Genomic DNA, 23,453 nt, shown 5'->3' on the forward strand with positions numbered 1-23,453 from the left:
AGGGTAGGTCCTGCGCGCCCACCGGTAGGGTTGCCGCATGGCCAAGGCGACACAGACGATGAAGGCTGCGACCGCGGCGAAGAAGCTCCAGATCTTCCTCCCCGCGACTCCGGAGGAGTTCCAGGAGTCGGCGATCACCCGCGAGCAGTACGACGACCTCGTCGCGAACCCGCCCGAGTGGCTGACGAAGCTCCGCGAGACCGGCCCGCACCCGCGCCCCGTCATCGCCTCGCGCCTGAACGTCTCGATCTCGGGCCTCGCCCGCGGCGGGATCGACGAGGCATTGACCACCGAGCAGATCCAGGCCCTCCTCGACGAGGTCCCCGAGTGGCTCCGCGTCGAGCAGAACTCCTACGCCGAGGTCCGCCGCGAGCAGGCCCGCCTCAAGTCCGAGCGCGCCGCCAAGGACGCCGAGTCCGCGTAAGCCGGACTCCCGCGAGATGCCACTTGTGCACGCGACACGCCGTGAAAGGCGTGCACAAGTGGCATCTCGCGGAGGGGGCTAGGCCGGCACGTCCACCCAGGCGCCGGCCGCCGAGGCGTCGAGGACGGCGTCGGTGATGCGGGCGGCGCGCAGGCCGTCGGCGAAGGTCGGCAGACCCTCCACCTCGGCACCCGCGACGGCGGCATAGGTGTCCCGGGCGAACGCGGTGAACGCGTCCTGGTAGCCCATCGGATGCCCGCTCGGCACGATCGAGAGCCGCGCGGCGTCCGGGCGGAGGATCGACCCGTCGCGCGGAACGAGCGTCGCGCTGTCGCGCCGCCCGACCCACAGCGTCTCGGGCAGCTCCTGCTCGAACCGCAGCGACTCCTCGAGCCCCGAGACCTCGAGCACCAGCTCGTTGCGATGCCCGGCGGTCACCTGCGAGACGAGCAGCGTGCCGACGGCGCCGCCCGCTAGGCGGACGATCACCCCGGCCGCGTCCTCCGTCTCGACCCGACGCCCGCCGCGCTCCGCATGCACCGTGCTCGTGAGCGAGGCGAGCGCCGCGATCCGCTCGCCGGTCACGAACTCGAGCAGATCGACCAGGTGCGAGCCGATGTCGGCGAAGGCGCGCGAGCGCCCGCCCGCCGCCGGGTCGACCCGCCAGTTGTCGTCGGAGGCGCCGAGCAGCCAGTCCTGCAGGTAGCTCCCGCGGACCGTCACGAGCCGCCCGGTCTCTCCGGCCGCGACCCGCGCCCGCGCCTCGCGCACCATCGGGTGGAAGCGATAGGCGAACGGCACCGCGGCGATCACTCCGGCAGCCGACGCGGCGTCGACGAGGGCGGTCGCCTCCGCGGTCGTCGCCGCGAGCGGCTTCTCGCAGACCACGTGCTTGCCCGCCGCGATCGCCGCGAGGGCGAGCTCGGCGTGCGTCCCATTGGGCGTGCAGACGTGCACCACGTCGATCGAGTCGTCCTCGATCAGCGCGCGAGCGTCGTCGTGGGCGACCTCGAAGCCGAGCTCGCCGGCCGCCCGCTCGCCCTTCGCCGGGCTGGAGGAGGCGATGCCCGCGAGCACCGCGCCCGCACTGCGGGCCGCCCGGCTGTGCACGGCGGCCATGAAGCCGCCGCCGAGCACGCCGACCCGCAGGGGTCCGCCCATCAGGCGAGCGTCGCTTCGCTCGGGTCCCAGTCCTCGGGCAGAGCGGGGCGCGGCGCGACGGTGCTCTCGACGAGCACCTTCTCGCCGGTCTCGGCGGCCTCGAGCAGCGACAGCATCACGTCGGTCACGTGGTACGCCAGGTCGCCCGACGCCGCCTCGGGACGGTCGGCGCGGATCGCCCGCGCGAGCTCGAGCACGCCGGTACCGCGCGAGGCGGTCGAGCCGGTCGCCTGCACGACCTCCGGCTCGGACTCGCCGCGCCGGTACAGCGTCAGCTCGCCGTCGTGCATGTTCGGGTCGGGAAGCACGAGGGTGCCCTCCGAGCCGTTGATCTCGACGAAGCCCATCCGCGGCAGGCTCGACTCGAAGCTCCAGACGCCCTGCGCCGAGGCGCCCGACTCGAAGCGCAGGAGCCCGCCGATGTGCGTCGGGATCGTGACGGGGAACTCGGTGCCCTCGCGCGGACCGGAGCCGACCGTGCGGGTCGCCCGCGCCTGCGAGGAGACCGCGGTGACGCTCTCGACCGGGCCGAGGTTCTGCACGAGGGTCGTGATGTAGTACGGCCCCATGTCGAGCAGCGGACCGCCGCCGGTGGTGAAGAAGAACTCGGGGTTCGGGTGCCAGCCCTCGGGACCGGGGCCCTGGAAGAGGGTGATCGCCGAGAGCGGCGTGCCGATGGCTCCGCCCTCGATGAGGCGCTGAGCGGTCTGCAGGCCGGCGCCGAGGAAGGTGTCGGGCGCCGTCGCGACGCGCAGCCCCTTCTCCTTCGCGAGCGCGAGCAGCTCGACGCCGCTGTCGCGGTCGAGCGAGAACGGCTTCTCGGTCCAGACGTGCTTGCCCGCCTCGACGGCCTTGCGCGCCACCTCGACGTGCGCGGCCGGGATCGTGAGGTTCACCACGATCTCGATGCCGGGGTGCGCGAGCAGCTCGTCCACCGTGCCCGAGGCCGGCACGCCGAAGGCCTCGGCCTGCGCCTGCGCGCGGTCGAGGTCGATGTCGGCGACGAACAGGACCTCGAGGTCGGGGAAGACGGTGAGGTTGGTCAGGTACTGCGTGCTGATGTTGCCTGCGCCGATGACGCCGACGCCGACGCGCCCCGCGCCGCTCATGCGCCGAGCTCCGAGACGTAGCGGAGGCCGGAGGCGAGGCCCTCGAAGACGTCCCCCGCGTAGGCGTCGAACTCGAGGACGGCCAGGGCCTGCGGGGCGGCGGCGAGGATCGCCGGGACGTCCATCGCTCCCTCGCCCGCGGGCAGCTGCTCGGACGTCTCCTTCGAGATCGGCCCGTCCTTCACGTGCAGGAACTGCACGCGATCACCGAGGCGGCCGAGCACCTCGACCGGATCGTCACCGCCGACCGCGGCCCAGTAGGTGTCCAGCTCGAGGACGATGCGCGGGTCGAGCAGGCCCGCGAGGTGCTCGAAGGCGCTGCGGCCGTCGACGCGGTTCTCGAACTCGAAGGCGTGGTTGTGGTAGCCGAGCACCAGCCCGCGCGAGGCGGCGGAGTCGACGAGCGCGTTGAGCTCGTCGGCGATGGCGGCGACGGAGCCGGCACTCGTCCAGCGCTCCGGGTCGACCATCGGGTCGATCACGGTCTGCACCCCGAGCGAGGCGGCGATGTCGAGGATCTCCTCGACCGGCGCCCCGGTCTCGAGCAGCCGGGCGTGCGCGCTGGGCGCGGTGAGGCCGGCGGCCGGGAGGGCGGAGCGGTACGCGTCGGCGCGGTTCACCAGGTCGAACAGCTCGACCTTCGCGAAGCCGAGTCCGGCGAGCCGGTCCAGCGCGGCCGGCAGGTCCTCCGCGAGCGCGTCGCGGACCGAGTAGAGCTGGACGGAGAGGTCTGAGGGTGTGGCCACCGGGGGGTGCTCCTGATCGACGTCGAACATTGGTCCCCCGACCCTACGCGGACTTTTGCTTCCCGCCAAGCAAAACCCCGGGCCGCGGCGCGGGAAAGCATGCTCCCGACGCGCAGAAGCCGACCCCCTTGTGGTTGACTCCAGCCATGTCCCCGCGCCGCCGCTCCTCGATCAGCGCGGTGGGCGAGCTGCTGCTCCTGCTCGCCGACGGAGCGCCGCGCACCCGGGCCGACGTCGTCGCCGAGACCGGCCTGCCCCGTGCCGCCGTCTCCGCGCAGCTCGACACGCTGATCGCGACCGGCCTCGTCGCCCGCCGCGACGACGCCCCCTCCTCCGGCGGGCGCCCGGCCGGCCGCGTCGCCTTCGACGCCCGCGCGCGCAGCCTCCTCGTCATCGACTTCGGCGCCGCGCACGCCACCGTCGCCCTGACCGACCTCGCCGGCCGCGTCCTGGCCGAGCGGCGCGAGGCGATCGCGATCGCGGACGGCCCGCAGGTCGTCCTCGGCCACGCCCTCGACGTCGCCGACGCGCTGCTCGCGCAGACCCCTGGCGCCGGTCCGCTCGCGGGCGTCGGCGTCGGCGTCCCCGGGCCGGTCGAGCACGCGACCGGCCGCCCGGTGAAGCCGCCGATCATGCCCGGCTGGGACCGCTTCGACATCCCCGCCGCGGTCGGGGGCCGCCTCGCCGTCCCCGTCCTCGTCGACAACGACGTGAACCTGCTCGCGCTCGGCGAGCACGCCGCCCACTACGCCGACGTCGACGACCTCCTCTACGTGAAGGTCTCCACCGGAATCGGCGCCGGCATCGTCAGCGGCGGCGCCCTCCAGCGCGGCGCCCTCGGCGCGGCGGGCGATCTCGGCCACGTGCAGGTGCCCGGCGACCGCGGCGAGGCCGACCTCGAGGCGATCGCGAGCGGCTCGGCCATCGCCCGCCGCCTCACCGCCGCAGGCCTGCACACCGCCGCCGGCCTCCCGGTCGCCCGGACCTCCGACGTCGTCGCCCTGCTCACCGCCGGCGAGCCGACCACCGTTGAGCTGACCCGCGCCGCCGGCCGCGACCTCGGCGAGGTGCTCGCGACCTGCGTCAACCTGCTCAACCCCTCCGTCATCGTCATCGGCGGCAGCATCGCGGAGGCGAGCCACGAGGTCCTCGCCGGCGTCCGCGAGGTGGTCTACCGCCGCTCCCTCCCCCTGGCGACCCGCGCCCTCGACATCGTGCAGGCCTCCGGCGACACCGGCGGCGGCGTCCGCGGCGCCGCCCTGATGGTCCGCCGCCACCTGCTCTCCCCCGCCGAGGTCGACGCCTTCCTCAGCGCCTGACCCGGCCTGGGCCCGGGCCGACCTCCCCCCGCCGACGGCGTGCCGGTTGGGCAGGACGGCCCGGGAGGCAGAGAATGAATCGGTGCCCGATCTGCAGCTCTCGTTCCCCTGGGAGACGCAACCCGTCTTCGTGGACGCGAAGCCGCCGCACCTCCGCCGAGTGGTCGCCGACTCCTCCGACCGCGTCGCCTGGCTGCGCGCCCGCTCGCGGGGCATCACCGCGACCGACGTCGCGCGCCTGTCCTCCCCCGCGGCCATCGACCGCGCCGCGCTCGACAAGCTCTACGGCTCGAGCTTCAGCGGCAACGCCTTCACCGACCACGGCCGCGCTCGCGAGCCGGAGATCGCCGCCTGGGTGCTCCGCGAGCACGCCATCGAGCCGAGCAGCACCCTCTTCCACGCGAGCCAGGAGCGCCGGCACCTGGCCACCCCCGACGGGATCGGCCTCCGCGAGGACGGCCGCCTCGAGCTCTGCGAGATCAAGACGACCTCGAAGCAGTGGCGCAGCATCCCGCGCCACTACCTGCGCCAGGTCTTCTGGCAGCAGTACGTCCTCGGCGCCGAGCGCACCCTCGTCGTCTGGGAGCAGCACCGCGACTTCGTGCCGATCGACGCCGTCCCCGAGTTCCGCTGGGTCGACCGCGACGAGGACGAGATCCACGTGCTGGTCCGCCTCGCCGGCATGCTGATGGCCGAGCTGCACGAGAGAACCCGCGCGGGCCGGCGGTGACCGCCCTGCTCCTGCACGGCCTGGGCGGCGACCGCTCCCAGCCGCTCGGCCTCCTGCGCGCGGCACTGCCGGCCGGCACCGAGGTCATCGCCCCGGACGTCCGGGCGCACGGCGCCTCCGAGCTGATCGGCGGCGCCGCCGACTTCTCGCTCGACGCCCTGGCCGACGAGGTCACCGAGCACGTGATCCGGGCCGGAGCCGCGCACAAGCCCCTCACGGTCCTCGGCATCTCGATGGGCGCCGCGATCGCCCTGCGGCTCGCCAGCCGGAAGGTGCTGCCGATCGACCGCGCCGTGTTCGTCCGCCCCGCCTTCACCGCGGAGCCGCTGCCGGACAACCTCACGGTCTTCCCGGTCATCGCGCAGCTGCTGCACGACCACGGCGCCAAGCGCGGCGAGCGGCTCTTCCGCGCCTCCGGCCTCTTCGAGCGCGCGGCCGAGGTGTCGCCCGCGTCGGCGGAGGCGCTCTGCCTGCAGTTCCGCTCGCCGCAGGCGCAGGAGCGGGCCGTCCGCCTGGCCGAGATCCCGCGCAACGCCGCCTACCGCGACTCCGGCGAGCTCGGCGAGGTCATCGCGCGCACGCTCGTGATCGCGGCCGACCGCGACCCGGTGCACCCTGTGGCGGTCGCCGAGCAGTGGGCTAGGGCTCTTCCGGACGCAGACCTCGAGCAGGTCCCGTCGCGGGACGCCGGTCTGGCGCAGCAGCAGGAGCGGATCCGCGGTCACGTCCGGGAGTGGCTCGGCCGCTGAGCTCCTCGTCCGCGAGCCCACCCTTGAACTCCTCGCCCGCCAGCCCACCCTTGAACTCCTCGCCCGCGAGCCCACCCTTGAACTCCTCGCCCGCGAGGACGAGCCCGACGACGGCCAGCCAGAGCACCGCGATCGCCGTCGCGACGAACTCGAGCGTGCCGCCCACGCCCAGCCACAGCCGCAGCAGCGAGAAGATCGCGCCGGTCCCGGCGACCAGGGCCACCGCGACGCCCGCGACCAGTGACAGCCGGGCGACCCCGGGCCGCTCCCGCGCCGTGGCGAGCTGCAGCATCGCCAGGCACGCCGCGGAGAAGCCGAGCACCGCGGCGGAGGTGTGGATCAGGTCCTGCCAGCTGAACCGCGGTCCGACCGGGAGCGGGCAGCCCGCCGAGCAGGTCACCTGCGAGGCGAGCGCGAAGCACAGCGCGGCGAGGAGGATCGCCAGCGCGGGCCGGAAGCCGGGCAGCAGCCGCGTCCGCACCGCTCGCGCCCCGATCGCGATCGCGACGCCGCCCGCCGCGACCAGTAGCAGGGCGATGCGGAACGTCCCGGCGGTCGGCAGGTCCGGCGCGCCCATCTCGCTGACGTAGACCCAGCGGCTGGTGCCGATGCTGAAGCGGGCGGCGAGCAGCAGGGCGAGTCCCGCGAGGACCAGGAGCGCGCCCACCACGAGAAGGGGGCCGTTCGCTCGTCGTCGCACCCCTTCATGGTGCCAGACGGCACAGGGAGCGCCATCCGAGGACCGGGTCGCTACCCTCCCCTCCCGTACGGGGGACAGGGAGGCTTTCTTCTCCGAGGGGTGACACCGCCGAAACAGCCCGGACTCATTACCGGGCTTGACTGAACGCGGCGCGCGGAAGCGGGGTCGGTCGGGGCGGACAGCCGCCTCCCGCCTGCTCGAAGGACCACCGGCGCCGGATCAGGAAAGGGCGATGATGCACAACAGCGCGCTCGGCCACGGCCTCGCGATCGGCGACATCCCGGAGGAGGTGGTGCTCCCCGAGACGATGACGGCGGCGGTCATCGACGCCCCGGGCGACTGCTCGGTCCTCCACCTGGCGACGGTGCCCACGCCGACCGCGATCAACGCCGAGTTCGCCGTCAAGGTGATCGCGGCGGGAGTGAACCCGCTCGACGTGAAGACGCGAGCGGGCAAGGGAGTCGCCGCGCAGATCCCCTCCTACCCGGCGGTGCTCGGCCACGACTTCTCCGGCATCGTCGTCTCGAGCCCCTACCCGGCGCACCCGCTGCGCCCCGGCGACGAGGTCTACGGCTTCGTGATGGTGCCGCGCTACTCCGGCTCCTACGCCGAGTACGTCAGCGTCCCGAGCGTCTCGCTGGCCCGCAAGCCGTCGACGCTCTCGCACGTCGAGGCGGCGGGGGTGCCGCTCGCCGCGCTGACCGCCTGGGGCATGGTCGTCGAGCTGGCGAAGGCGCACGAGGGCCAGCGGATCCTGATCCACGCCGGGTCGGGCGGCGTCGGTCACTTCGCCGTGCAGTTCGCCGCCTACTTCGGCGCGTCGGTGATCGCGACCGGCTCGACCCGCAACCTGCAGTGGCTGCGCGAGCTCGGCGCCGACCAGGTCATCGACCACACCACCGAGCGCTTCGACGAGCTGCTGTCCGGCGTCGACGTGGTGATCGACCTCGTCGGCAACGTCCACGACAGCACGGGCTCCCGCTCCCTGTCGGTGCTGCGCCCCGGTGGGCTGATCGTCAACGCGCCGACCGGCAGCTGGCCGGAGTTCTTCGAGGAGGCGGCGGCCGCGGGAGCCCGCGCCTCCACCTTCCGCGTCGCCCCCGACGGCGCCACGCTCGGCGTCGTCTCGCGCCTGCTGGAGTCCGGCGACGTCCGCGTCTTCATCGACGGCGTCTTCCCGCTCTCCGCAGCCGGCGCCGCGCACGCGCAGCTCGAGACCGGCCACACCCGCGGCAAGCTCGTCCTCACGGTCGCCGAGGGCTGACCCCCCCCCTCCCCCCCTCCCCTACCGCGAGATGCCACTTGTGCACGCGACACGCCGTGTCGGGCGTGCACAAGTGGCATCTCGCGAAGGGGAGCAGGGTGTCAGGGCAGGGGGCGCTCGAGGACGAAGTCCTCCTCGAGGCGGCCGCCGACGCGGAAGTGCCGGATGCCGACGACCTCGAAGCCGTGCTTCGCGTAGAAGCGGCGCGCCCGCTCGTTCTCCTGGTTCACGCCGAGCCAGACGCTGAGGGCGCCGATCGCGCGTGCCTCGTCGAGGGTCGCGGCCATCAGCCGCGCCGCGATCCCCGAGCCGTGCCGGTCGGGCAGCGCGTAGCACTTGCTCAGCTCGACCGTCGGCCGGACCGTGACCGCGACCGCCGCCTCGGGGTCGGACGGCTCGCCCCGCACGAGCATCGTGTAGCCGAGCGCCCCGGAGTCGTCCTCCGCCAGGAACAGCACGCGGCCCGAGTCGGCGAGGTAGCCGCGGAAGCGCTCGACCGACAGCACGGTGCGGATGAAGTCCGCTTTCGCCTCCTCGGTGACGTGCGGCGGGCAGGCGAGCGGGAAGGTCGCGGCGGCGACCGCGGCGAGCTCCTCGGCGTCAGAAGCCGAGGCACGGCGGACGGTCACGGGGTCGATGCTCGGGGGCAGGGAGTCGGACACGCCGTTCAGTATGCCCGGCGCGCGCGGTGCCCCTGGAACGACGAAGGAGGGGACCCGCCGAAGCGGATCCCCTCCCGTCACTGCTTCCGCAGCTCAGTGCTGTGCCGAGGCTCAGGCCAGGACGTTGACATCCAGCGGGATGCCGGGGCCGAACGTCGTCGAGACGGCGGCCTTCTGGATGTAGCGGCCCTTCGAGGAGGACGGCTTCAGGCGGACGATCTCGTCGAGAGCCGTCTTGAAGTTCTCCTGGAGCTGCTCCTCCGTGAAGGCGGCCTTGCCGACGACGAGGTGCACGTTGGCGTGCTTGTCGACGCGGAACTCGATCTTTCCGCCCTTGATCTCGGTCACGGCGCGAGCCACGTCCGGGGTCACGGTGCCGGTCTTCGGGTTGGGCATGAGGCCGCGGGGGCCGAGCACCTTTCCGAGACGGCCGACCTGGCCCATGAGCTCCGGGGTCGAGACCGCGGAGTCGAACGAGGTGTAGCCGCCGGCGACCTTCTCGATGAGCTCGGCGCCGCCGACCTCGTCGGCGCCCGCGGCGATCGCGGCCTCAGCGGCCGGACCGGTCGCGAACACGATGACGCGGGCGGTCTTGCCCGTGCCGTGCGGCAGGATGACCGTGCCGCGGACCATCTGGTCGGCCTTGCGCGGGTCGACCCCGAGCTTGAGCGCGACCTCGACGGTGCTGTTGAACTTCGCGGAGCCGGTCTCGCGCGCGAGCGCGACGGCCTCGTCGGCGGTGTAGAACTTGCCCTCTTCGAGCTTGGCGGCGGCGGCCCGGTAGGCCTTCGACTTCTGTGCCATGTTGTTTCTCCTTGAAACGAGAATGTGGTTCTAGAGCCTGGCGGGCTCTCCCACGGTGTGAGTTCTGGAAAGGCGGAGGGACTAGCCCTCGACCGTGATGCCCATCGACCGAGCGGTGCCCGCGATGATCTTCGAGGCGGCCTCGATGTCGTTCGCGTTGAGGTCGGTCTGCTTCGCCTCGGCGATCTCGCGGACCTGCGCCATGGTGAGCTTCGCGACCTTCACGGTGTGCGGGGTCGACGAGCCCTTGGCGACGCCGGCGGCCTTCTTGATGAGCTCCGCCGCGGGCGGGGTCTTCAGGATGAAGGTGAACGAGCGGTCCTCGTAGACGGTGATCTCGACGGGGATGACGTTGCCGCGCTGCGACTCGGTCTGCGCGTTGTACGCCTTGCAGAACTCCATGATGTTGACGCCGTGCTGACCGAGCGCCGGACCGATCGGGGGGGCCGGGTTCGCGGCGCCCGCCTTGATCTGGAGCTTGATCAGGCCGGTGACCTTCTTCTTGGGGGCCATTCAGGATTCCTTTTCTCAGGGTTCGAGCGGTCGGGGGCTCCCGGCCGCTCTCCCGCGCATCCGACGGAGCCGGATCGCGGTGGAGGAGGGTCGGTCGACGCGCACGCGGACGGGCGCCGACACGAAAACCCGTACGAGCTTACACGGCCGAGGCCCTCCCCGACAGTGCAGGAAGGGCCTCGGCCGGACGGGGGCCCGTCGTCAGAGCTTGGTGACCTGATCGAACGAAAGCTCGACCGGGGTCTCGCGCTCGAAGAGCGAGACGAGGACCGTGAGCTTGCCGCTCTCGGGCTTGATCTCGCTGATCGAGCCGGGAAGACCCGCGAACGAGCCCTCCTTGATCGTGATGGTCTCGCCGATCTCGAAGTCGACCTCGGCGGGCAGCACGCGCTGCGCCTGCTTCTGACCCTTGACGCCGGCCGTCTTGGACGGCGCGACCTCCTTGATCTCGACCAGGCTCTTCAGCATCGTGAAGGCCTCCTCGAAGCGCAGCGGCGTCGGGTTGTGGGCGTTGCCCACGAACCCGGTGACGCCCGGCGTGTGGCGGACGACCGACCACGAGTCCTCGTTGAGGTCCATGCGCACCAGCACGTAGCCGGGGATGCGCACGCGGGTGACCATCTTGCGCTGGCCGTTCTTGATCTCGACCACGTCCTCCATCGGGACCTGGACCTCGAAGATGTAGTCCTCGGCCTCGAGGGAGACCTTGCGGTTCTCGATGTTCGACTTCACGCGCTTCTCGAAGCCCGCGTAGGAGTGGATGACGTACCACTTGCCCATCTTGCCGCGCAGCTCGGCGCGGAACGCCTCGTACGGGTCGATGTCGGCGAGGTCCTCGCCCTCGGCCTCCGCGTCCTCCGCTGCGACCTCGGCCTCGTCCTCGACGGCCTCGAGGGCCGCTTCGGCCTCCTCGACGGTGTCGATGTGCGCTGCCTCATCGACGGCCGAGTCGGCCTCGGGGTCGTCCACGGAGCCGATCGCGTCGAGCGCGGCCTCGAGGTCCGACGCGAGGTCGTCCTCGGACTCGTTCTCGTCGATGACGCTCAGGGCGCCCTCCTCGGCGGGCTCGACGGCGTCCTCAGCCTGGATCTGAGTGTCGCCCTCCTGAACCTCGTCGACCTCGGACGACTGCTCGGCGGCGGTGGCCCAGTCGACGTCGTCGCGGTTTCTGTCAGACACTCGTAACTCTCTCTCGATCGATCGGCCGCGTCCCGTCGGGATTCGCGTGCCGCTGCCGTCGGCGTCCCCCGCTCGTGCGGACGGGACGCTCCCGGGTCGGGTGGCGGGGGTCAGGACGCCGGTGTGCCGAACACGTAGGTCACGGCGAGCGCGAACACCCAGTCCAGCAGCGACACCAGCGCCATCATGATCACGACGAAGATCAGGACCACGACGACGTAGTTGCCGAGCTCCTTGCGCGTCGGCGTGACGACCTTCTTCAGCTCGGCGATGACCTGCCGGATGAAGAGGGCGATGCGCGCGAACGGACTGCGCCGCGCCTCGCGCTGCTGATTGGCGATCGCGACGACGTCCTCGCTCGGCTCGTCGACTGCTTTCCCGGCCACCTGCACGCACCTTTCCCGCACCGGAACCTCCGGTGTGGCCGACCGCCCGTGGGCGGTCCTGGACCGATGACCGCTGCATCGCGGGGACCGCGTGCGACGGGCATCGATGTGCAGGGCGGACAGGGCTCGAACCTGCAACCTGCGGTTTTGGAGACCGCTGCTCTACCAATTGAGCCACCGCCCTATGGATGCCGTTGCGAGCATCCGAGGAGGAGTCGAACGTCTTCGGGAGCCTCAGCAACCGCCTCGGGCGCTGTGAATCCTGGCAGCGTTCGACTACCGCAGACGAGTGTACGTGGACCCGCTGGACGTGTCCAGCCGGGCGCGACCCGTCGCCTGGAGGCCCCCGCGCCCGCGCGATACGCTGGCCGTCGTGTCCTCCACCACGCGCATCTCCGCCCGCATCGCCGCCATCGCCGAGTCCGCGACCCTCAAGGTCGACGCGAAGGCGAAGGCCCTCCAGGCCCAGGGGCGGCCGGTGATCTCCTACGCCGCGGGCGAGCCCGACTTCACCACGCCGCAGCACATCGTCGAAGCCGCGTCGGCCGCGGTGCTCGACCCGAGGAACTACCGGTACACGCCGGCGGCCGGTCTGCCCGACCTCCGCGAGGCCATCGCCGAGAAGACCGCGCGCGACTCCGGCTGGGCCGTCGAGGCGTCGCAGGTCGTCGTCACCAACGGCGGCAAGCAGGCCGTCTACCAGGCGTTCCAGACCCTGCTCGACGACGGCGACGAGGTGCTCGTCCCGACCCCCTACTGGACCACCTACCCCGAGGCGATCAAGCTCGCCGGCGGCGTCCAGGTCGACGTCTTCGCCGGGGCCGACCAGGGCTACCTCGTCACGGTCGAGCAGCTCGAGGCGGCGCGCACCGAGCGCACCAAGGTCCTCCTCTTCGTCTCCCCCTCGAACCCCACCGGCGCGGTCTACTCCGCCGAGCAGACCCGCGAGATCGGCGAGTGGGCCGAGGAGCACGGCCTCTGGGTGATCGCCGACGAGATCTACCAGAACCTGGTCTACGCGGCCGAGGGCCAGGACGACGCGAGCCCGCTCACCCGCGCCACCTCGATCGTCGAGGCCGTCCCCGCCCTGCGCGACCGCACGATCCTCGTCAACGGCGTCGCCAAGACCTACGCGATGACCGGCTGGCGCGTGGGCTGGATGGTCGGTCCTGCCGACGCGATCAAGGGCGCCTCGAACCTGCAGTCCCACCTCTCGAGCAACGTCTCGAACATCTCGCAGCGCGCCGCGATCGCCGCCCTCACCGGCCCGCAGGAGCCCGCCGAGGAGATGCGCCTCGCCTTCGACCGCCGCCGCCGTGCGATCGTCGACGCGCTGAACGCCATCGACGGCGTCGACTGCCCGACCCCCGGTGGCGCGTTCTACGTGTACCCGGACGTCCGCGGACTGCTGAACCGCGAGTGGGACGGCGTCACGCCCACCACCTCGCTGGAGCTCGCCGACCTGATCCTCGAGAAGGCCGAGGTCGCCACCGTCCCCGGCGAGGCCTTCGGACCCAGCGGGTACCTGCGCCTCTCCTACGCACTCGGCGACGACGCCCTGCTTGAAGGCGCGAAGCGCCTTCAAGCGCTGTTTCGTTGAGCTGATCTCCTCCTTCGTCGTCGATCAGCCGCAGTCGGCTTGCGGAGGTGGGCGCGTTCCGCAGAGCGTTCTGCGTCCGCGCACGACGATTCGCTGGCACGCGAATCGCCGGTTGCGCTCGGCCCTGCTGCCGCGCCACGCGGGACGTGTCTGTGCCAGGGGTGTGGGGGTTCGCGAGATGCCTCTTGGGGCGTGACACGCCGGGTGGGGTGGGCGCAAGTGGCGTCTCGTGGGGCGGATGACTGTGCTCGGGGGGTGGGACAGGGCACGCTGGGGGGATGACGCCTGACGACGCCGTTCGTGTCCGTGACCTGCGGAAGGACTACGGGGGTGCGCCCGCCCTCACCGGGGTGTCGTTCGAGATCGCGCGCGGCGAGACGTTCGCGCTGCTCGGGCCCAACGGGGCGGGCAAGTCGACGACGATCGAGATCCTCGAGGGCTACCGCGACCGCTCGGGCGGCGAGGCGTCGGTGCTCGGCGTCGATCCGCGGCACGGCGACCTCGCCTGGAAGTCGCGGCTCGGGATCGTGCTGCAGTCCAGCGGCGAATCGGGCAACGCCACGGTCCGCGAGCAGATCGCCCACTTCGCGAGCCTCTACCCGAGCCCGCGCGACGTCGACGAGACGATCGAGGCGGTCGGCCTCACGGCGAAGGCGCGCTCGCGGATCGGCAAGCTCTCCGGCGGGCAGCGCCGCCGCGTCGACGTGGCCCTGGGCATCGTGGGCCGTCCGGAGCTGGTGTTCCTCGACGAGCCGACGACGGGCTTCGACCCGGAGGCGCGGCACGCGTTCTGGGACCTGGTCGCACTGCTCAAGAGCGAGGGCACGACCATCCTGCTCACCACGCACTATCTCGACGAGGCCGCGCACCTCGCCGACCGGGCCGCGGTCATCGCGGGCGGCCGGCTCCTCGCGATCGGGCGGATGGACGAGATCGGCGGCGAGGAGGCCCGCGTGCCGATCGTCCAGTGGCAGGAGGACGGCGCGCGGCGTCGCCTCCGCACCACGGAGCCGGCCCGCGTGGTCGCCGAGCTGAGCGCCCGCCTCGGCGAGCCGACGGCGCTCGAGGTCCTCCGGCCCAGCCTCGAGGACATCTATCTGGACCTCATCCGCGACGACCGCGCCGGAGACACCGCCCTCGATGTGATCGGAGAGCCGGCATGAGCGCCGTCGCCGCCCCCCGCCCCGCATTGCGCACCGGTGTCGGCCGCACCCTCCGGCTCGGCGCCGCCCGCGCCCGCTACGAGGTGCGCTCGTACTTCCGCGCGCCGGACCAGGTGTTCTTCACCTTCCTCTTCCCGGTACTGCTGCTCGCGATCTTCTCGGTCGCGTTCGGAGACGGCGCGGTGATGCAGGCGAACCCGCAGGACCCGGGCATCAGCATGGCCGAGTACTACGTGCCGGGACTCGCGGCGGCGGGCATCCTGCTCTCCGGGGTGCAGAACCTCGGCGTCGACATCGCCATCGAGCGCGGCGACGGCACGCTCAAGCGCCTCGCCGGAGCACCGCTGCCCGTCCTGAGCTACTTCCTCGGCAAGTTCGGCCAGGTGCTCGTGACGAGCGTCGCGCAGACGGGGCTGCTGCTCGCGGTCGCCGCGACCGTCTTCTCGGTGCCGCTGCCGACCGACGGCGGTCGCTGGGCGACCTTCGCCTGGATCTATCTGGCCGGAGTGGCGACCTCGGCGATCCTGGGCATCGCGGTCTCCGCCCTCCCCCGCACCGGGAAGAGCGCGACGGCCGTCATCGTCCCGCCGCTGCTCGTGCTGCAGTTCGTCTCCGGGTCCTATCTCTCCTTCACGACCCTGCCGGACTGGCTGCAGACGATCGCGAGCGTCTTCCCGCTCAAGTGGATCGCGCAGGGCATGCGGGCGGTCTTCCTGCCGGCCGACTTCGAGCAGGCCGAGGTCAACGGCGACTGGGACCTGACCGGGGTCGCGATCGCCCTCGGCATCTGGCTGGTGCTGGGCCTGATCGCGAGCCGCCTCACCTTCCGCTGGATCCGCCGCGACGCCTGACGCACGCATGCTGGTCGAGCAGCCCCGCAGGGGCGTATCGAGACCCGGCGGCGCCAGCAGGACGGGTCTGCAGACCATCGTCCTGACGCCGGTGGATCTCGATACGCCCGCTCCGCGGGCTACTCGATCAGCATGAGAGGGCCGCTCGACGAGGGCGATCATCATGGTGGTCGAGTAGCCCCGCAGGGGCGTATCGAGACCCGCCGTTCACCGCAGGGCGGGGGCGCGCGCCGCGCGGTCCGTGGCGCGCGGTCCGTGCCGCGCGGTGTCAGACGGTGGTGCCGACCACCACGGGCTCGGGGTGCAGCAGGATGCCGAACTCGGCGAGCACGCGGCCCTGCACGTAGCGGGCGAGCTCGGCGATCTGCTCGGCGGTCGCTCCGCCGCGGTTCGTGAGCGCGAGGGTGTGCTTGCTCGACACCGCGGCGCGCGAGCCCGGGAGCGAGAAGCCGCGGGCGATCCCGGCGTGCTCGATGAGCCAGGCGGCGCTGAGCTTGACCAGCGCGTCGGGCGAGGTCGGGGCGGGCAGCCGGATCGGCGCCCCCGCCTCGACGTCGGCGAGGGCGGTCACCAGCGGGGCGTCGCTCGCCGGAGTCTCCGGCCAGCGCGGCGCGGTCGGCGGCAGGCCGCTCGCGGCCGCGACGGTGACGATCGGGTTGGTGAAGAAGGAGCCGGCGCTGGCGGTGTCCGGGTCGTCCGGATCGAGCACCATCCCCTTCGCGCCGCGCAGCCGCAGCACGCTCGCGCGCACCTCGGCGAGCGGCACGCGGTCGCCCAGCTCGACGCCGAGCGCACTGGCGAGCTGACCGTAGGCGACGGGAGCACCGAGACCCGCTCCGCCGACGTCCTCGAGGGCGAACTCGACGGCGAGGACGGCGCCGCGTCGACCCTGCTTGACGGCGGACGTCCGATAGCCCAGCTCGAGCTCGGCCGCCGTCAGCCGCACGGGCTCCTGCGCGCCCTCGTCGAGGAAGTCGACCGCGACGAGGGTGTCGGAGAGCTCCTGGCCGTAGGCGCCGATGTTCTGCACCGGCGACGCGCCGACCGTCCCGGGGATGCCGCTGAGCGCCTCGATTCCCGCCCAGCCGCGCTCGACGGTGGCGGCGACCAGGCCGTCCCAGGATTCGCCCGCCTGCACGCGGAGGTGGACCGCGCCGGGCCGGTCCGTCTCGAGCCGCTCGATCCCGGTCGTGCGCACGCGCACCACGGTCCCCTCGACTCCGTCGTCGCCGACGAGGAGGTTGGAGCCGCCGCCGAGCAGCAGCCAGGGCTCGTCGTCGGCCCACACCTCGAGGAGGGCGGCGACCAGCTCGGCCTCGGTGGCCGGCTCGAGCAGGCGCTCGGGCGCTCCGCCGACGCGCAGCGTCGTGAGAGAGGAGAGGGCGGGAGTCGTCATCGGGCGATCAGGCCAGGGAGACGCGCGCCTGGGCCTTGCCGAGCACGGCCTGGCCGCCGAAGGTCACCGCGAGGTCGACCCGGGCGATGCCCGCCTCGGCGTCGATCGCGCCGATCTTCGCGACGACGTCGAGCTCGGCGCCCTCCTCGGGGTCGACGACGACGGGCCGCGTGAAGCGGACCTGGTAGTCGACGACACGGCCGGGATCGCCGACCCAGTCGACGACGACCTGCACGGCGGTGCCCATCGTCAGCATGCCGTGGGCGAGCACGCCGGGCAGCCCGACCTCGGCCGCGACGTCGTCGCGGTAGTGGATCGGGTTGAAGTCGCCCGACGCACCCGCGTAGCGCACGAGCGAGCCGCGCTCGAGGTGGAAGCGCCGCTCGCCGACGACGTCGCCGACGGTGAGCTCGGACAGGACGGGGCGCTCGGCGCTCATTCGTCTCCCCTGACGATGAGGGTGGACAGGGCGGTGACGACGTGGGCGCCGTCGGCGTCGACCATGGTCGACTGCGTGGTGATCATCGAGTGCGCGCCGAGCTGCTTGATGCTCGCGACCGAGAGGGTCGCGGTCAGCTCGTCGCCCGCGACGATGGGGCGCGAGTAGCTGAAGCGCTGGTCGCCGTGGACGACCCGGCTGAAGTCGATGCCGGCGTCGGGCGCGGCGAGCAGCTGGGCGAGGGTGAGCTCCTGCACCACCACGGCGAAGGTCGGCGGGGCGACGACGTCGCGGTAGCCGGCACGGCGCGCGGCCGCGGGGTCGAGGTGGAGAGGGGACTCGGCGGAGACGGCGCGCGCGAACTCGCGCACCTTCTCGCGGCCCACCTGGTAGGGCTCCGTCGGCGCGAACACGCGCTCGGTGAGGTCGGGGTTCACTGGCACCCGGCCATCTTAGGCGCTGGCCTCGGAGGCCTCCGGGGTCCCCGGCGCCCCCCGAGGCCCCTCCCCCTCGACGAGGGTCATGCACGTATGACCATCGGCAATTACCCACGCGCGTATGGGTGACCGCGGACGATTCTTCTCCGAAGCTGGCGAGCATGTCCACACCTGACCCCGAACGCGACTGGATGACCTACGCCCGCGAGCTCGGCACGAACCTCCACCGCGCCCGGATGGCCAAGGGCGAGAGCCAGGAGCGCATCGCCCACGCCGCCGGACTGGCGGGCTACACCTACCAGAAGTTCGAGAAGGGCGAGTCGAAGCCGGGCTCGCCCGCGAACCCGCAGCTGAAGACGCTCTTCGCCCTCTGCGAGGCCCTCGACATCGAGCTCTCCGACCTGCTGCCGCCGAACCCGCCCCGCTCATCCGGCGCCGCCGGGACCGAGTAGCCGCAGCGTCGCCTCGACGCCGCGCGCCAGCCGCGCCGCCGCGCTGAGATCGAGGTCCACCGCGCCGAGACCGTCGGATTCGAGGCGCAGCCGCTCCTCGCCCCGGCCGCCGGGCCGGCACAGCGAGACGTGCACGACGGCGGCGACGGGCTCGCCCGCCGCACCCTCACCGCACCAGAGCACGAGCGGGAGCGACTGCGCCCGGGAGCGGTGCAGCCGCTCCTCGGGGCACTCGATCTCGTCGTGCTCCCCCGCGCACCAGCGGGGGCATCCGTCGTCATCTCGCCTGTTCTGTCGTCCGTCCATGTTCCGCACCAATCGTTCGAGGCGCACAGCACACCAGGCGGCACCGACATCGCGGCGGGCCCGCCGACCGGATCCCCCGGGGATGTGGACAGGCACCCGGCACCTCCCCCCTGTGGAGGAATGCTGTCACTGTGCCATACCGGGATGGCGGTCCCGCGGGCCGCGTCAGCGGTGGACGATCAGCCAGGTCGCGACGGCCGTCGTGGCGCCGCGGTTGATCATCCGGTGACCGCGCTCGCAGGGGAACGTGATCGCGTCCCCCGCCGCGAGGACGACGGTCTCGTCCTCGAACTCGACGGTGAGCTCGCCGAGCGTGACGGTCCCGATCTCGATCCCGTCGTGGCGCAGGAACCGGCGCTGCGCGGTCGAGGTCGCCCCCGGCGGATAGGTCGACTCGAAGAAGTCGACCGCGTCGACGGGCTGCGGCGCCAGCCGGCGGAAGAGCACGCCGCCCTCGAGGAGGACGGGAGCGACCTCGCCCGCGCGGACCACGGCCGTCGTCGCCCCCGGGTCCTCTCCGCCGCTCGGCGCGCCCGGCCCACCGGCCGCCGCGCCGCCGGCGGCGGTCTCGTCGAAGACGGCGGAGAGCGGGACGCCGAGAGCGCCGACCATCGCGATGAGGCGCCCGACCGACGGCTGCATCGCTCCCCGCTCGATCTGCGAGACGGCGCTGGCCGAGATGCCGAGCTCGCGGGCGAGCGCGCGCAGCGACATCCCTGACGCGAGACGCAGCTCGCGCAGGCGCGCGCCGACGCCTTCGCCGACCGCCCCGGGAAGCGCGGCGACGACGTCCGGAGCCGCGGAGACCGCGGAATCCCGGGCGGTCTCGTCGGTGGGCATGCGGGACGCCGTCCTCTCCTCGGTTATCGTCACACAGCTGTAACGGGGGCGAAACGAACGCGGCCCGGCGGAGCCCTAGGTTCTCCCGTGTGAAGTCATCACTTCACACGATCCGACAGCCCACCGCTCGCGCGGAGGCGGCCGATCGCCACGGCCGACCGCCTCGACCACCCTGACACATCCGCTCCGTGCGCCCACCCGCGCACGCCCGCCCGAGAGGTGGATCCACCATGACCGACCGCGCCACCGCACCCCGCATCGACCCGTCGACCGCGCCGCCCGCCGAGAGCGCCGGGCTCGCCGGCCCCTCGCTCGTCAAGCCCGGCTACGACGACCGCCTCGCCAACGAGGACCTCGCTCCGCTCGTCAAGCAGCGCTGGTCGAGCTACAACATCTTCGCGTTCTGGATGTCCGACGTGCACAGCGTCGGCGGCTACGTCACCGCCGGCTCGCTCTTCGCGCTCGGCCTCGCCGGCTGGCAGGTGCTGGTGGCCCTCGTGGTCGGCATCGTGATCGTGCAGGTCTTCTGCAACCTCGTCGCGAAGCCCAGCCAGGTCACCGGCGTGCCCTACCCGGTGATCAACCGGGCGATCTTCGGCGTCCGCGGGGCGAACATCCCCGCGATCATCCGCGGGCTGATCGCCATCGCCTGGTACGGCGTGCAGACCTACCTCGCTGCGCAGTCCCTCAACATCGTGTTCCTCAAGTTCTTCCCGGCGATGGCCTCCTGGAACACCCCCGAGGCCTCCTTCCTCGGCCTCTCCGCCCTCGGCTACCTCTCCTACTCGATCCTCTGGGTCGCGCAGGCCGCGCTGTTCTGGCGGGGCATGGAGTCGATCCGCCGCTTCATCGACTGGGCCGGCCCCGCCGTCTACGTGGTGATGCTCGTGCTCGCGATCTACCTCGTCTCGCAGGCCGGCTGGGAGAACATCTCGCTGAACCTCGGCTCGGGCGAGCCCCTCGACCTCGGCGCCTCGATCCCGGTGATGATCTCGGCCGTCGCACTGGTCGTCTCCTACTTCTCAGGTCCGATGCTGAACTTCGGCGACTTCTCCCGCTACGCCCGCAGCTACCGAGCGGTGAAGAAGGGCAATTTCCTCGGCCTGCCGATCAACTTCCTCTTCTTCTCGCTGCTCACCGTGATCACCGCCTCCGCGACGGTCCCCGTCTTCGGCGAGCTGATCACCGACCCGATCGAGACCGTCGAGCGGATCGACACCTGGTTCGCCGTCCTGCTCGGCGGGCTCACCTTCGTCATCGCGACGATCGGCATCAACATCGTCGCCAACTTCATCTCGCCCGCGTTCGACTTCTCCAACGTCAACCCGAAGAAGATCAGCTGGCGGATGGGCGGCATGATCGCCGCCGTCGGCTCGGTGCTGCTCACCCCGTGGAACTGGTACTCCAACGACACCGCGATCCACTACACGCTCGGCATCCTCGGCGCCCTGATCGGCCCGCTGTTCGGCGTCCTGATCGCCGGCTACTACCTGGTCAGCCGTCAGCGCGTCTGGGTCGACGACCTCTACACGATGAGCGAGAAGGGCCGCTACTGGTTCTCCCGCGGCTTCAATCCCAACGCCGTCTGGGCCACCGTGATCGGCGGCCTCCCCTCCGTCCTCTCCGTGCTCGTCCCGCGCTGGATCGAGGATGCGGGCGGTCCGTCCTTCACCTGGCTGGGCGACTACAGCTGGTTCCTCGGCTGCGGCCTCGGCTTCGTCGCGATGGCCGTCCTCGAGCGCCGCTCCCCGCGGATCGGCCGCCTCGAGGAGGACCTCGCGAACGTCAGCGACGGCAGCACGGTCTGACCGCCTCTCCCCCGTCCCACCCCCGCAGCACCCCGAGGAGCGCCGTGCGCATCACCGTCGTCAACCCGAACACCAGCGAGCACATGACGGAGGCGATCGGCCGCGCCGCGCGGTCCGTCGCCTCGGTCGGCACCGAGATCCTCGCCGTCACTCCGCCGATGGGGCCGGCCTCGATCGAGAGCCACTACGACGAGGCGCTCGCCGTCCCGGGGCTGCTGCACGAGATCGTCCGCGGCGACGCGGCGGGGAGCGACGGCTACGTCGTCGCGTGCTTCGGCGACCCGGGGATCGACGCGGCCCGCGAGCTCGCACGCGGACCGGTGATCGGCATCGCCGAGGCCGCGATGCACATGGCGACCCTGGTCGGCCGGCGCTTCAGCGTCGTCACCACGCTCTCGCGCACCAGCGGGCGGGCCTGGGACATCGCGCACCGGGCCGGCTTCGACCGGGCCTGCGCGGGGGTGCACGCCTGCGACATCCCGGTGCTCGAGCTCGACGACCCGCACTCCGACGCGCGCCGGGTGATCCTCGAGGAGTGCGCGGCCGCGCTCGCGACGGACGGCTCCGACGTGATCGTCCTGGGCTGCGCGGGGATGGCCGACCTCTGCCGAGATCTCTCGCACGAGCTCGGGGTCCCGGTGATCGACGGGGTCGCCAGCGCCGTCCGGCTGGTCGAGGGCCTCGTCGCGATGGGAGTCACGACCTCGCGCCGCGACGAGTTCGCGGCGCCGCGCCCGAAGGAGATGACGGGGCTGCTCGCCCCGTTCGCGCTGGCCTGAGGCGAGCGCACGAGGCGGGACGCACGAAGGGCCCGGGAGCAGACGCTCCCGGGCCCTTCGTCTGCAGCGGCTAGGACTGCTGCGCGCTCCGGCGACGACGCGCCGCGACGAGCGACACGAGGCCGAGGGCCAGCAGGGCGGCCGCACCGGAGGCGGCGCCCGCCGTCTCGACACCGGTGGCGGCCAGGTGCCGGCCGCCGGTCGCGGTCGCGGTCGACGCCGCGGCGGCGGTCACGACGATCGGCTCCCGCTGATCGTCGGCGATGTTGACGCTCGGATCGAAGACCTGGAACAGCCCGTCGTACTCGCCGTCCACCGCGGCCGAGACCAGGACGACGACGAAGTAGCGACCGGGCGCGAACGAGCCGCGCACCGTCGCGCCGTCGAAGGTGGCGTCGCTCTGCAGCGGACCGAGCTCGACACCCTCCTGCTCGTCGTCGTTGTTGAACTTCTTGACCAGGACGCGCAGGGTGACCTCGTCGAAGCAGTCGGGCAGCGCGAGGGCGCCGACCGTGACGGCGATGGTGCCCACTCCGCCGACGGCGTCGACCGTGAACGGCTCGTTCGCCTGGGAGCGGTCGAGGCCGTCAGCGCAGGAGTCGAAGGCGCTCTGCACCCGGAGGGTCTCGCGCAGGATCTCGCTGCGGAAGATCTCGACGCCCTCGTTCACCCCCGAGGTCTGGACCGAGACGGTCCAGTCGGCCGTGTACGGCAGAGCGACCTCGATGGTGCGGGCCGGCAGGCCCTCGGCGGGGACCTGCTCGACGGTGTCCAGTGCGACACCGACGCCGTTGTCCTGGGTCACGAAGTAGCCGATGTTCGCCTCGTCGTAGCGGCCGGTGCTCGCTCGGGGCGGGACCGACAGCGTGAGCTTCCCGGGGGCGGTGGCGATCGAGATCTCACCGTCGAGCGACACGGCGGTGTCGGCGGTCGACGGGTCGAGGGCCGTACCCGCTGCGGAGCGCCACTGCTCGGAGGCGAGATCGATGAACGACCCGCCGCGCAGGCCGTAGAGCTTCGTGGTCACCAGGACGGTGCGCGGGCCGGCCGGCGCGGGGACCAGGGCGGTCTGCGGCGCGCTGCCGTCCCGCTCGACAGGGACCGTGACGCCGATGCCGCCGGAGTACTCGCCGTCGGGGCCCTCCGCGACGAGGACGATGTCCGCCGACGCGGCGCAGTCCGGGAACGACGCCTCCGGGAGCGCGACGGACGCGAAACCGGGTGCGGCCGTCCAGTCGACGGTGATCGCGTCGAAGTCGATCGCGACCGCCCGCTCGCCGTCCGGGCAGGAGGGGTCGGTGTCGTCGCTCGCGACGGGTGCCGGAGACGGCACGGCGGTCGCGGCGGGTGCGGACGACGGCGCGGCGGTCGGCGCGGTGGTCGGCGCGGTGGTCGGCGCCGGCTCGGCGGCCTGAGCCGCTGCCGACTCCGCCGCAGGACTCGCCGACGGCGTCGGTTCCACACGGGCACTCGCGGCCGCCCCCGGCGCGAGGAGACCGGCGGCGAGGCCGACGGCGAGGGTGAGGCACGCGAGACGCGAGCGCGAGCGGAGAGGGGTCCCCCGGAGAGACATGGATGTATTCCTTCTCGAGAATGTGGAAGCGGGATCGGCGCCGAAGCTGCCCCCGTGGCGCCT

General features: G+C 72.5%; 26 protein-coding genes and 1 tRNA gene. 11 read left to right on the forward strand and 16 right to left on the reverse strand.

What is annotated here, in order from left to right; translation table 11 throughout:
- Positions 1–37: 37 nt before the first annotated feature.
- Positions 38–424, forward strand: a complete 387-nt coding sequence (locus C1I64_RS12090; RefSeq protein WP_123447814.1) for a DUF5997 family protein — start codon at positions 38–40, stop codon at positions 422–424.
- 78 nt (positions 425–502) lie between these two features.
- On the opposite strand, the gene C1I64_RS12095 is transcribed toward C1I64_RS12090, so the two are convergent.
- The 3 genes from C1I64_RS12095 to C1I64_RS12105 are packed head-to-tail and all read right to left on the reverse strand — an operon-like array spanning position 503 to position 3,440.
- A complete protein-coding gene (locus C1I64_RS12095; protein ID WP_127887371.1) occupies positions 503–1,585 on the reverse strand; it encodes a Gfo/Idh/MocA family protein in 1,083 nt (360 codons plus the stop codon).
- On the reverse strand, positions 1,585–2,694 hold the full coding sequence (locus C1I64_RS12100; RefSeq protein ID WP_127887372.1) for a Gfo/Idh/MocA family protein: 1,110 nt from the start codon (positions 2,692–2,694) through the stop codon (positions 1,585–1,587). The genes C1I64_RS12095 and C1I64_RS12100 overlap by 1 nt, the downstream gene beginning before the upstream one ends.
- The gene (locus tag C1I64_RS12105) at positions 2,691–3,440 is read right to left on the reverse strand and encodes a sugar phosphate isomerase/epimerase family protein (protein WP_244209463.1); all 750 of its coding nucleotides are present in this window, start codon (positions 3,438–3,440) and stop codon (positions 2,691–2,693) included. The genes C1I64_RS12100 and C1I64_RS12105 overlap by 4 nt, the downstream gene beginning before the upstream one ends.
- 146 nt (positions 3,441–3,586) lie before the next feature.
- Between C1I64_RS12105 and C1I64_RS12110 the strand changes: the two genes are divergently transcribed.
- From C1I64_RS12110 to C1I64_RS20120, 3 genes are all read left to right on the forward strand, one after another.
- Positions 3,587–4,759 (forward strand): ROK family protein, encoded by a 1,173-nt coding sequence (locus C1I64_RS12110; RefSeq protein ID WP_127887374.1) that lies wholly within the window; start codon positions 3,587–3,589, stop codon positions 4,757–4,759.
- 82 nt (positions 4,760–4,841) lie between these two features.
- Positions 4,842–5,489, forward strand: a complete 648-nt coding sequence (locus tag C1I64_RS20115) for a YqaJ viral recombinase family protein (protein ID WP_159422160.1) — start codon at positions 4,842–4,844, stop codon at positions 5,487–5,489.
- On the forward strand, positions 5,486–6,238 hold the full coding sequence (locus C1I64_RS20120) for an alpha/beta fold hydrolase (RefSeq protein WP_164874533.1): 753 nt from the start codon (positions 5,486–5,488) through the stop codon (positions 6,236–6,238). The genes C1I64_RS20115 and C1I64_RS20120 overlap by 4 nt, the downstream gene beginning before the upstream one ends.
- Here C1I64_RS20120 and C1I64_RS12120 read toward each other — a convergent pair.
- The gene (locus tag C1I64_RS12120; RefSeq protein ID WP_127887376.1) at positions 6,129–6,938 is read right to left on the reverse strand and encodes a DUF998 domain-containing protein; all 810 of its coding nucleotides are present in this window, start codon (positions 6,936–6,938) and stop codon (positions 6,129–6,131) included. The genes C1I64_RS20120 and C1I64_RS12120 overlap by 110 nt on opposite strands.
- A gap of 235 nt (positions 6,939–7,173) precedes the next feature.
- On the opposite strand from C1I64_RS12120, the gene C1I64_RS12125 reads away from it, so the two are divergent.
- Entirely contained in the window at positions 7,174–8,202 is a 1,029-nt protein-coding gene (locus tag C1I64_RS12125; protein ID WP_425272934.1) for an NADP-dependent oxidoreductase, read from the forward strand.
- Positions 8,203–8,303: 101 nt separating this feature from the next.
- Here C1I64_RS12125 and C1I64_RS12130 read toward each other — a convergent pair whose 3' ends face one another.
- The 6 genes from C1I64_RS12130 to C1I64_RS12150 all read right to left on the reverse strand — a co-directional run bounded on the left by C1I64_RS12130 (position 8,304) and on the right by C1I64_RS12150 (position 11,930).
- A complete protein-coding gene (locus C1I64_RS12130) occupies positions 8,304–8,864 on the reverse strand; it encodes a GNAT family N-acetyltransferase (protein WP_208645121.1) in 561 nt (186 codons plus the stop codon).
- 111 nt (positions 8,865–8,975) lie between these two features.
- Positions 8,976–9,668 carry a 50S ribosomal protein L1 gene (gene rplA / locus C1I64_RS12135; protein WP_123447821.1) on the reverse strand — a complete coding sequence of 231 codons (693 nt, stop codon included), beginning with the start codon at positions 9,666–9,668 and terminating at the stop codon, positions 8,976–8,978.
- Positions 9,669–9,749: 81 nt separating this feature from the next.
- Positions 9,750–10,181, reverse strand: coding sequence for a 50S ribosomal protein L11 (gene rplK / locus C1I64_RS12140; RefSeq protein WP_123447822.1), 432 nt, complete (start codon positions 10,179–10,181; stop codon positions 9,750–9,752).
- Between the two features lie 201 nt (positions 10,182–10,382).
- Positions 10,383–11,360, reverse strand: a complete 978-nt coding sequence (gene nusG, locus C1I64_RS12145; RefSeq protein ID WP_123447823.1) for a transcription termination/antitermination protein NusG — start codon at positions 11,358–11,360, stop codon at positions 10,383–10,385.
- Positions 11,361–11,470: 110 nt separating this feature from the next.
- Positions 11,471–11,746 (reverse strand): preprotein translocase subunit SecE, encoded by a 276-nt coding sequence (gene secE / locus C1I64_RS20125; RefSeq protein WP_123447877.1) that lies wholly within the window; start codon positions 11,744–11,746, stop codon positions 11,471–11,473.
- Between the two features lie 111 nt (positions 11,747–11,857).
- Positions 11,858–11,930, reverse strand: a tRNA-Trp gene (locus C1I64_RS12150).
- Between the two features lie 189 nt (positions 11,931–12,119).
- Here C1I64_RS12150 and C1I64_RS12155 point away from each other — a divergent pair.
- The 3 genes from C1I64_RS12155 to C1I64_RS12165 all read left to right on the forward strand — a co-directional run bounded on the left by C1I64_RS12155 (position 12,120) and on the right by C1I64_RS12165 (position 15,360).
- The gene (locus C1I64_RS12155; RefSeq protein WP_127887377.1) at positions 12,120–13,346 is read left to right on the forward strand and encodes a pyridoxal phosphate-dependent aminotransferase; all 1,227 of its coding nucleotides are present in this window, start codon (positions 12,120–12,122) and stop codon (positions 13,344–13,346) included.
- A 278-nt stretch (positions 13,347–13,624) separates the two neighbouring features.
- Positions 13,625–14,509: an ABC transporter ATP-binding protein gene (locus C1I64_RS12160; protein ID WP_127887378.1), complete on the forward strand. Its 885-nt coding sequence runs from the start codon at positions 13,625–13,627 to the stop codon at positions 14,507–14,509.
- Positions 14,506–15,360 (forward strand): ABC transporter permease, encoded by an 855-nt coding sequence (locus tag C1I64_RS12165; RefSeq protein ID WP_123447826.1) that lies wholly within the window; start codon positions 14,506–14,508, stop codon positions 15,358–15,360. The genes C1I64_RS12160 and C1I64_RS12165 overlap by 4 nt, the downstream gene beginning before the upstream one ends.
- A 268-nt stretch (positions 15,361–15,628) precedes the next feature.
- On the opposite strand, the gene C1I64_RS12170 is transcribed toward C1I64_RS12165, so the two are convergent.
- Genes C1I64_RS12170 through C1I64_RS12180 form a run of 3 tightly spaced genes read right to left on the reverse strand, consistent with a single transcriptional unit; the run spans position 15,629 to position 17,638 of the window.
- Positions 15,629–16,756 carry a UDP-N-acetylmuramate dehydrogenase gene (locus C1I64_RS12170; protein WP_127887379.1) on the reverse strand — a complete coding sequence of 376 codons (1,128 nt, stop codon included), beginning with the start codon at positions 16,754–16,756 and terminating at the stop codon, positions 15,629–15,631.
- Positions 16,757–16,763: 7 nt separating this feature from the next.
- Entirely contained in the window at positions 16,764–17,195 is a 432-nt protein-coding gene (locus C1I64_RS12175) for a MaoC family dehydratase (protein WP_127887380.1), read from the reverse strand.
- Positions 17,192–17,638, reverse strand: coding sequence for a MaoC family dehydratase N-terminal domain-containing protein (locus C1I64_RS12180; protein ID WP_127887381.1), 447 nt, complete (start codon positions 17,636–17,638; stop codon positions 17,192–17,194). Before C1I64_RS12180 ends, C1I64_RS12175 begins: the two co-directional genes overlap by 4 nt.
- A 155-nt stretch (positions 17,639–17,793) precedes the next feature.
- On the opposite strand from C1I64_RS12180, the gene C1I64_RS12185 reads away from it, so the two are divergent.
- Positions 17,794–18,084 carry a helix-turn-helix domain-containing protein gene (locus C1I64_RS12185; protein ID WP_123447830.1) on the forward strand — a complete coding sequence of 97 codons (291 nt, stop codon included), beginning with the start codon at positions 17,794–17,796 and terminating at the stop codon, positions 18,082–18,084.
- On the opposite strand, the gene C1I64_RS12190 is transcribed toward C1I64_RS12185, so the two are convergent.
- Both C1I64_RS12190 and C1I64_RS12195 read right to left on the reverse strand, forming a co-directional pair.
- The gene (locus tag C1I64_RS12190; protein ID WP_127887382.1) at positions 18,058–18,390 is read right to left on the reverse strand and encodes a DUF6907 domain-containing protein; all 333 of its coding nucleotides are present in this window, start codon (positions 18,388–18,390) and stop codon (positions 18,058–18,060) included. The two genes, C1I64_RS12185 and C1I64_RS12190, sit on opposite strands and share 27 nt — an antisense overlap.
- A 165-nt stretch (positions 18,391–18,555) precedes the next feature.
- Entirely contained in the window at positions 18,556–19,230 is a 675-nt protein-coding gene (locus C1I64_RS12195) for a helix-turn-helix domain-containing protein (protein ID WP_127887383.1), read from the reverse strand.
- Between the two features lie 230 nt (positions 19,231–19,460).
- Here C1I64_RS12195 and C1I64_RS12200 point away from each other — a divergent pair, with 230 nt between their 5' ends.
- Complete coding sequence (locus C1I64_RS12200) at positions 19,461–21,038, forward strand: NCS1 family nucleobase:cation symporter-1 (protein ID WP_127887384.1); 1,578 nt, start codon at positions 19,461–19,463, stop codon at positions 21,036–21,038.
- A gap of 44 nt (positions 21,039–21,082) precedes the next feature.
- Positions 21,083–21,817 carry an aspartate/glutamate racemase family protein gene (locus tag C1I64_RS12205; protein ID WP_127887385.1) on the forward strand — a complete coding sequence of 245 codons (735 nt, stop codon included), beginning with the start codon at positions 21,083–21,085 and terminating at the stop codon, positions 21,815–21,817.
- Between the two features lie 70 nt (positions 21,818–21,887).
- Here the strand turns inward: C1I64_RS12205 and C1I64_RS12210 are convergent, their stop codons facing one another.
- On the reverse strand, positions 21,888–23,390 hold the full coding sequence (locus C1I64_RS12210) for a hypothetical protein (protein ID WP_127887386.1): 1,503 nt from the start codon (positions 23,388–23,390) through the stop codon (positions 21,888–21,890).
- Positions 23,391–23,453: the final 63 nt, after the last annotated feature.

The sequence above is a fragment of the Rathayibacter festucae DSM 15932 genome (assembly GCF_004011135.1).
Classification (GTDB): domain Bacteria; phylum Actinomycetota; class Actinomycetes; order Actinomycetales; family Microbacteriaceae; genus Rathayibacter; species Rathayibacter festucae.

Bases quoted from the DNA above. Each gene is read 5' to 3' on its own strand.
- C1I64_RS12090 (WP_123447814.1), top strand. From the start codon at position 38: ATGGCCAAGGCGACACAGACGATGAAGGCTGCGACCGCGGCGAAGAAG.
- C1I64_RS12095 (WP_127887371.1), bottom strand. From the start codon at position 1,585: ATGGGCGGACCCCTGCGGGTCGGCGTGCTCGGCGGCGGCTTCATGGCC.
- C1I64_RS12100 (WP_127887372.1), bottom strand. From the start codon at position 2,694: ATGAGCGGCGCGGGGCGCGTCGGCGTCGGCGTCATCGGCGCAGGCAAC.
- C1I64_RS12110 (WP_127887374.1), top strand. From the start codon at position 3,587: ATGTCCCCGCGCCGCCGCTCCTCGATCAGCGCGGTGGGCGAGCTGCTG.
- C1I64_RS12125 (WP_425272934.1), top strand. From the start codon at position 7,174: ATGCACAACAGCGCGCTCGGCCACGGCCTCGCGATCGGCGACATCCCG.
- rplA (WP_123447821.1), bottom strand. From the start codon at position 9,668: ATGGCACAGAAGTCGAAGGCCTACCGGGCCGCCGCCGCCAAGCTCGAA.
- rplK (WP_123447822.1), bottom strand. From the start codon at position 10,181: ATGGCCCCCAAGAAGAAGGTCACCGGCCTGATCAAGCTCCAGATCAAG.
- C1I64_RS12160 (WP_127887378.1), top strand. From the start codon at position 13,625: ATGACGCCTGACGACGCCGTTCGTGTCCGTGACCTGCGGAAGGACTAC.
- C1I64_RS12165 (WP_123447826.1), top strand. From the start codon at position 14,506: ATGAGCGCCGTCGCCGCCCCCCGCCCCGCATTGCGCACCGGTGTCGGC.
- C1I64_RS12170 (WP_127887379.1), bottom strand. From the start codon at position 16,756: ATGACGACTCCCGCCCTCTCCTCTCTCACGACGCTGCGCGTCGGCGGA.
- C1I64_RS12175 (WP_127887380.1), bottom strand. From the start codon at position 17,195: ATGAGCGCCGAGCGCCCCGTCCTGTCCGAGCTCACCGTCGGCGACGTC.
- C1I64_RS12185 (WP_123447830.1), top strand. From the start codon at position 17,794: ATGTCCACACCTGACCCCGAACGCGACTGGATGACCTACGCCCGCGAG.
- C1I64_RS12190 (WP_127887382.1), bottom strand. From the start codon at position 18,390: ATGGACGGACGACAGAACAGGCGAGATGACGACGGATGCCCCCGCTGG.
- C1I64_RS12195 (WP_127887383.1), bottom strand. From the start codon at position 19,230: ATGCCCACCGACGAGACCGCCCGGGATTCCGCGGTCTCCGCGGCTCCG.
- C1I64_RS12200 (WP_127887384.1), top strand. From the start codon at position 19,461: ATGACCGACCGCGCCACCGCACCCCGCATCGACCCGTCGACCGCGCCG.
- C1I64_RS12210 (WP_127887386.1), bottom strand. From the start codon at position 23,390: ATGTCTCTCCGGGGGACCCCTCTCCGCTCGCGCTCGCGTCTCGCGTGC.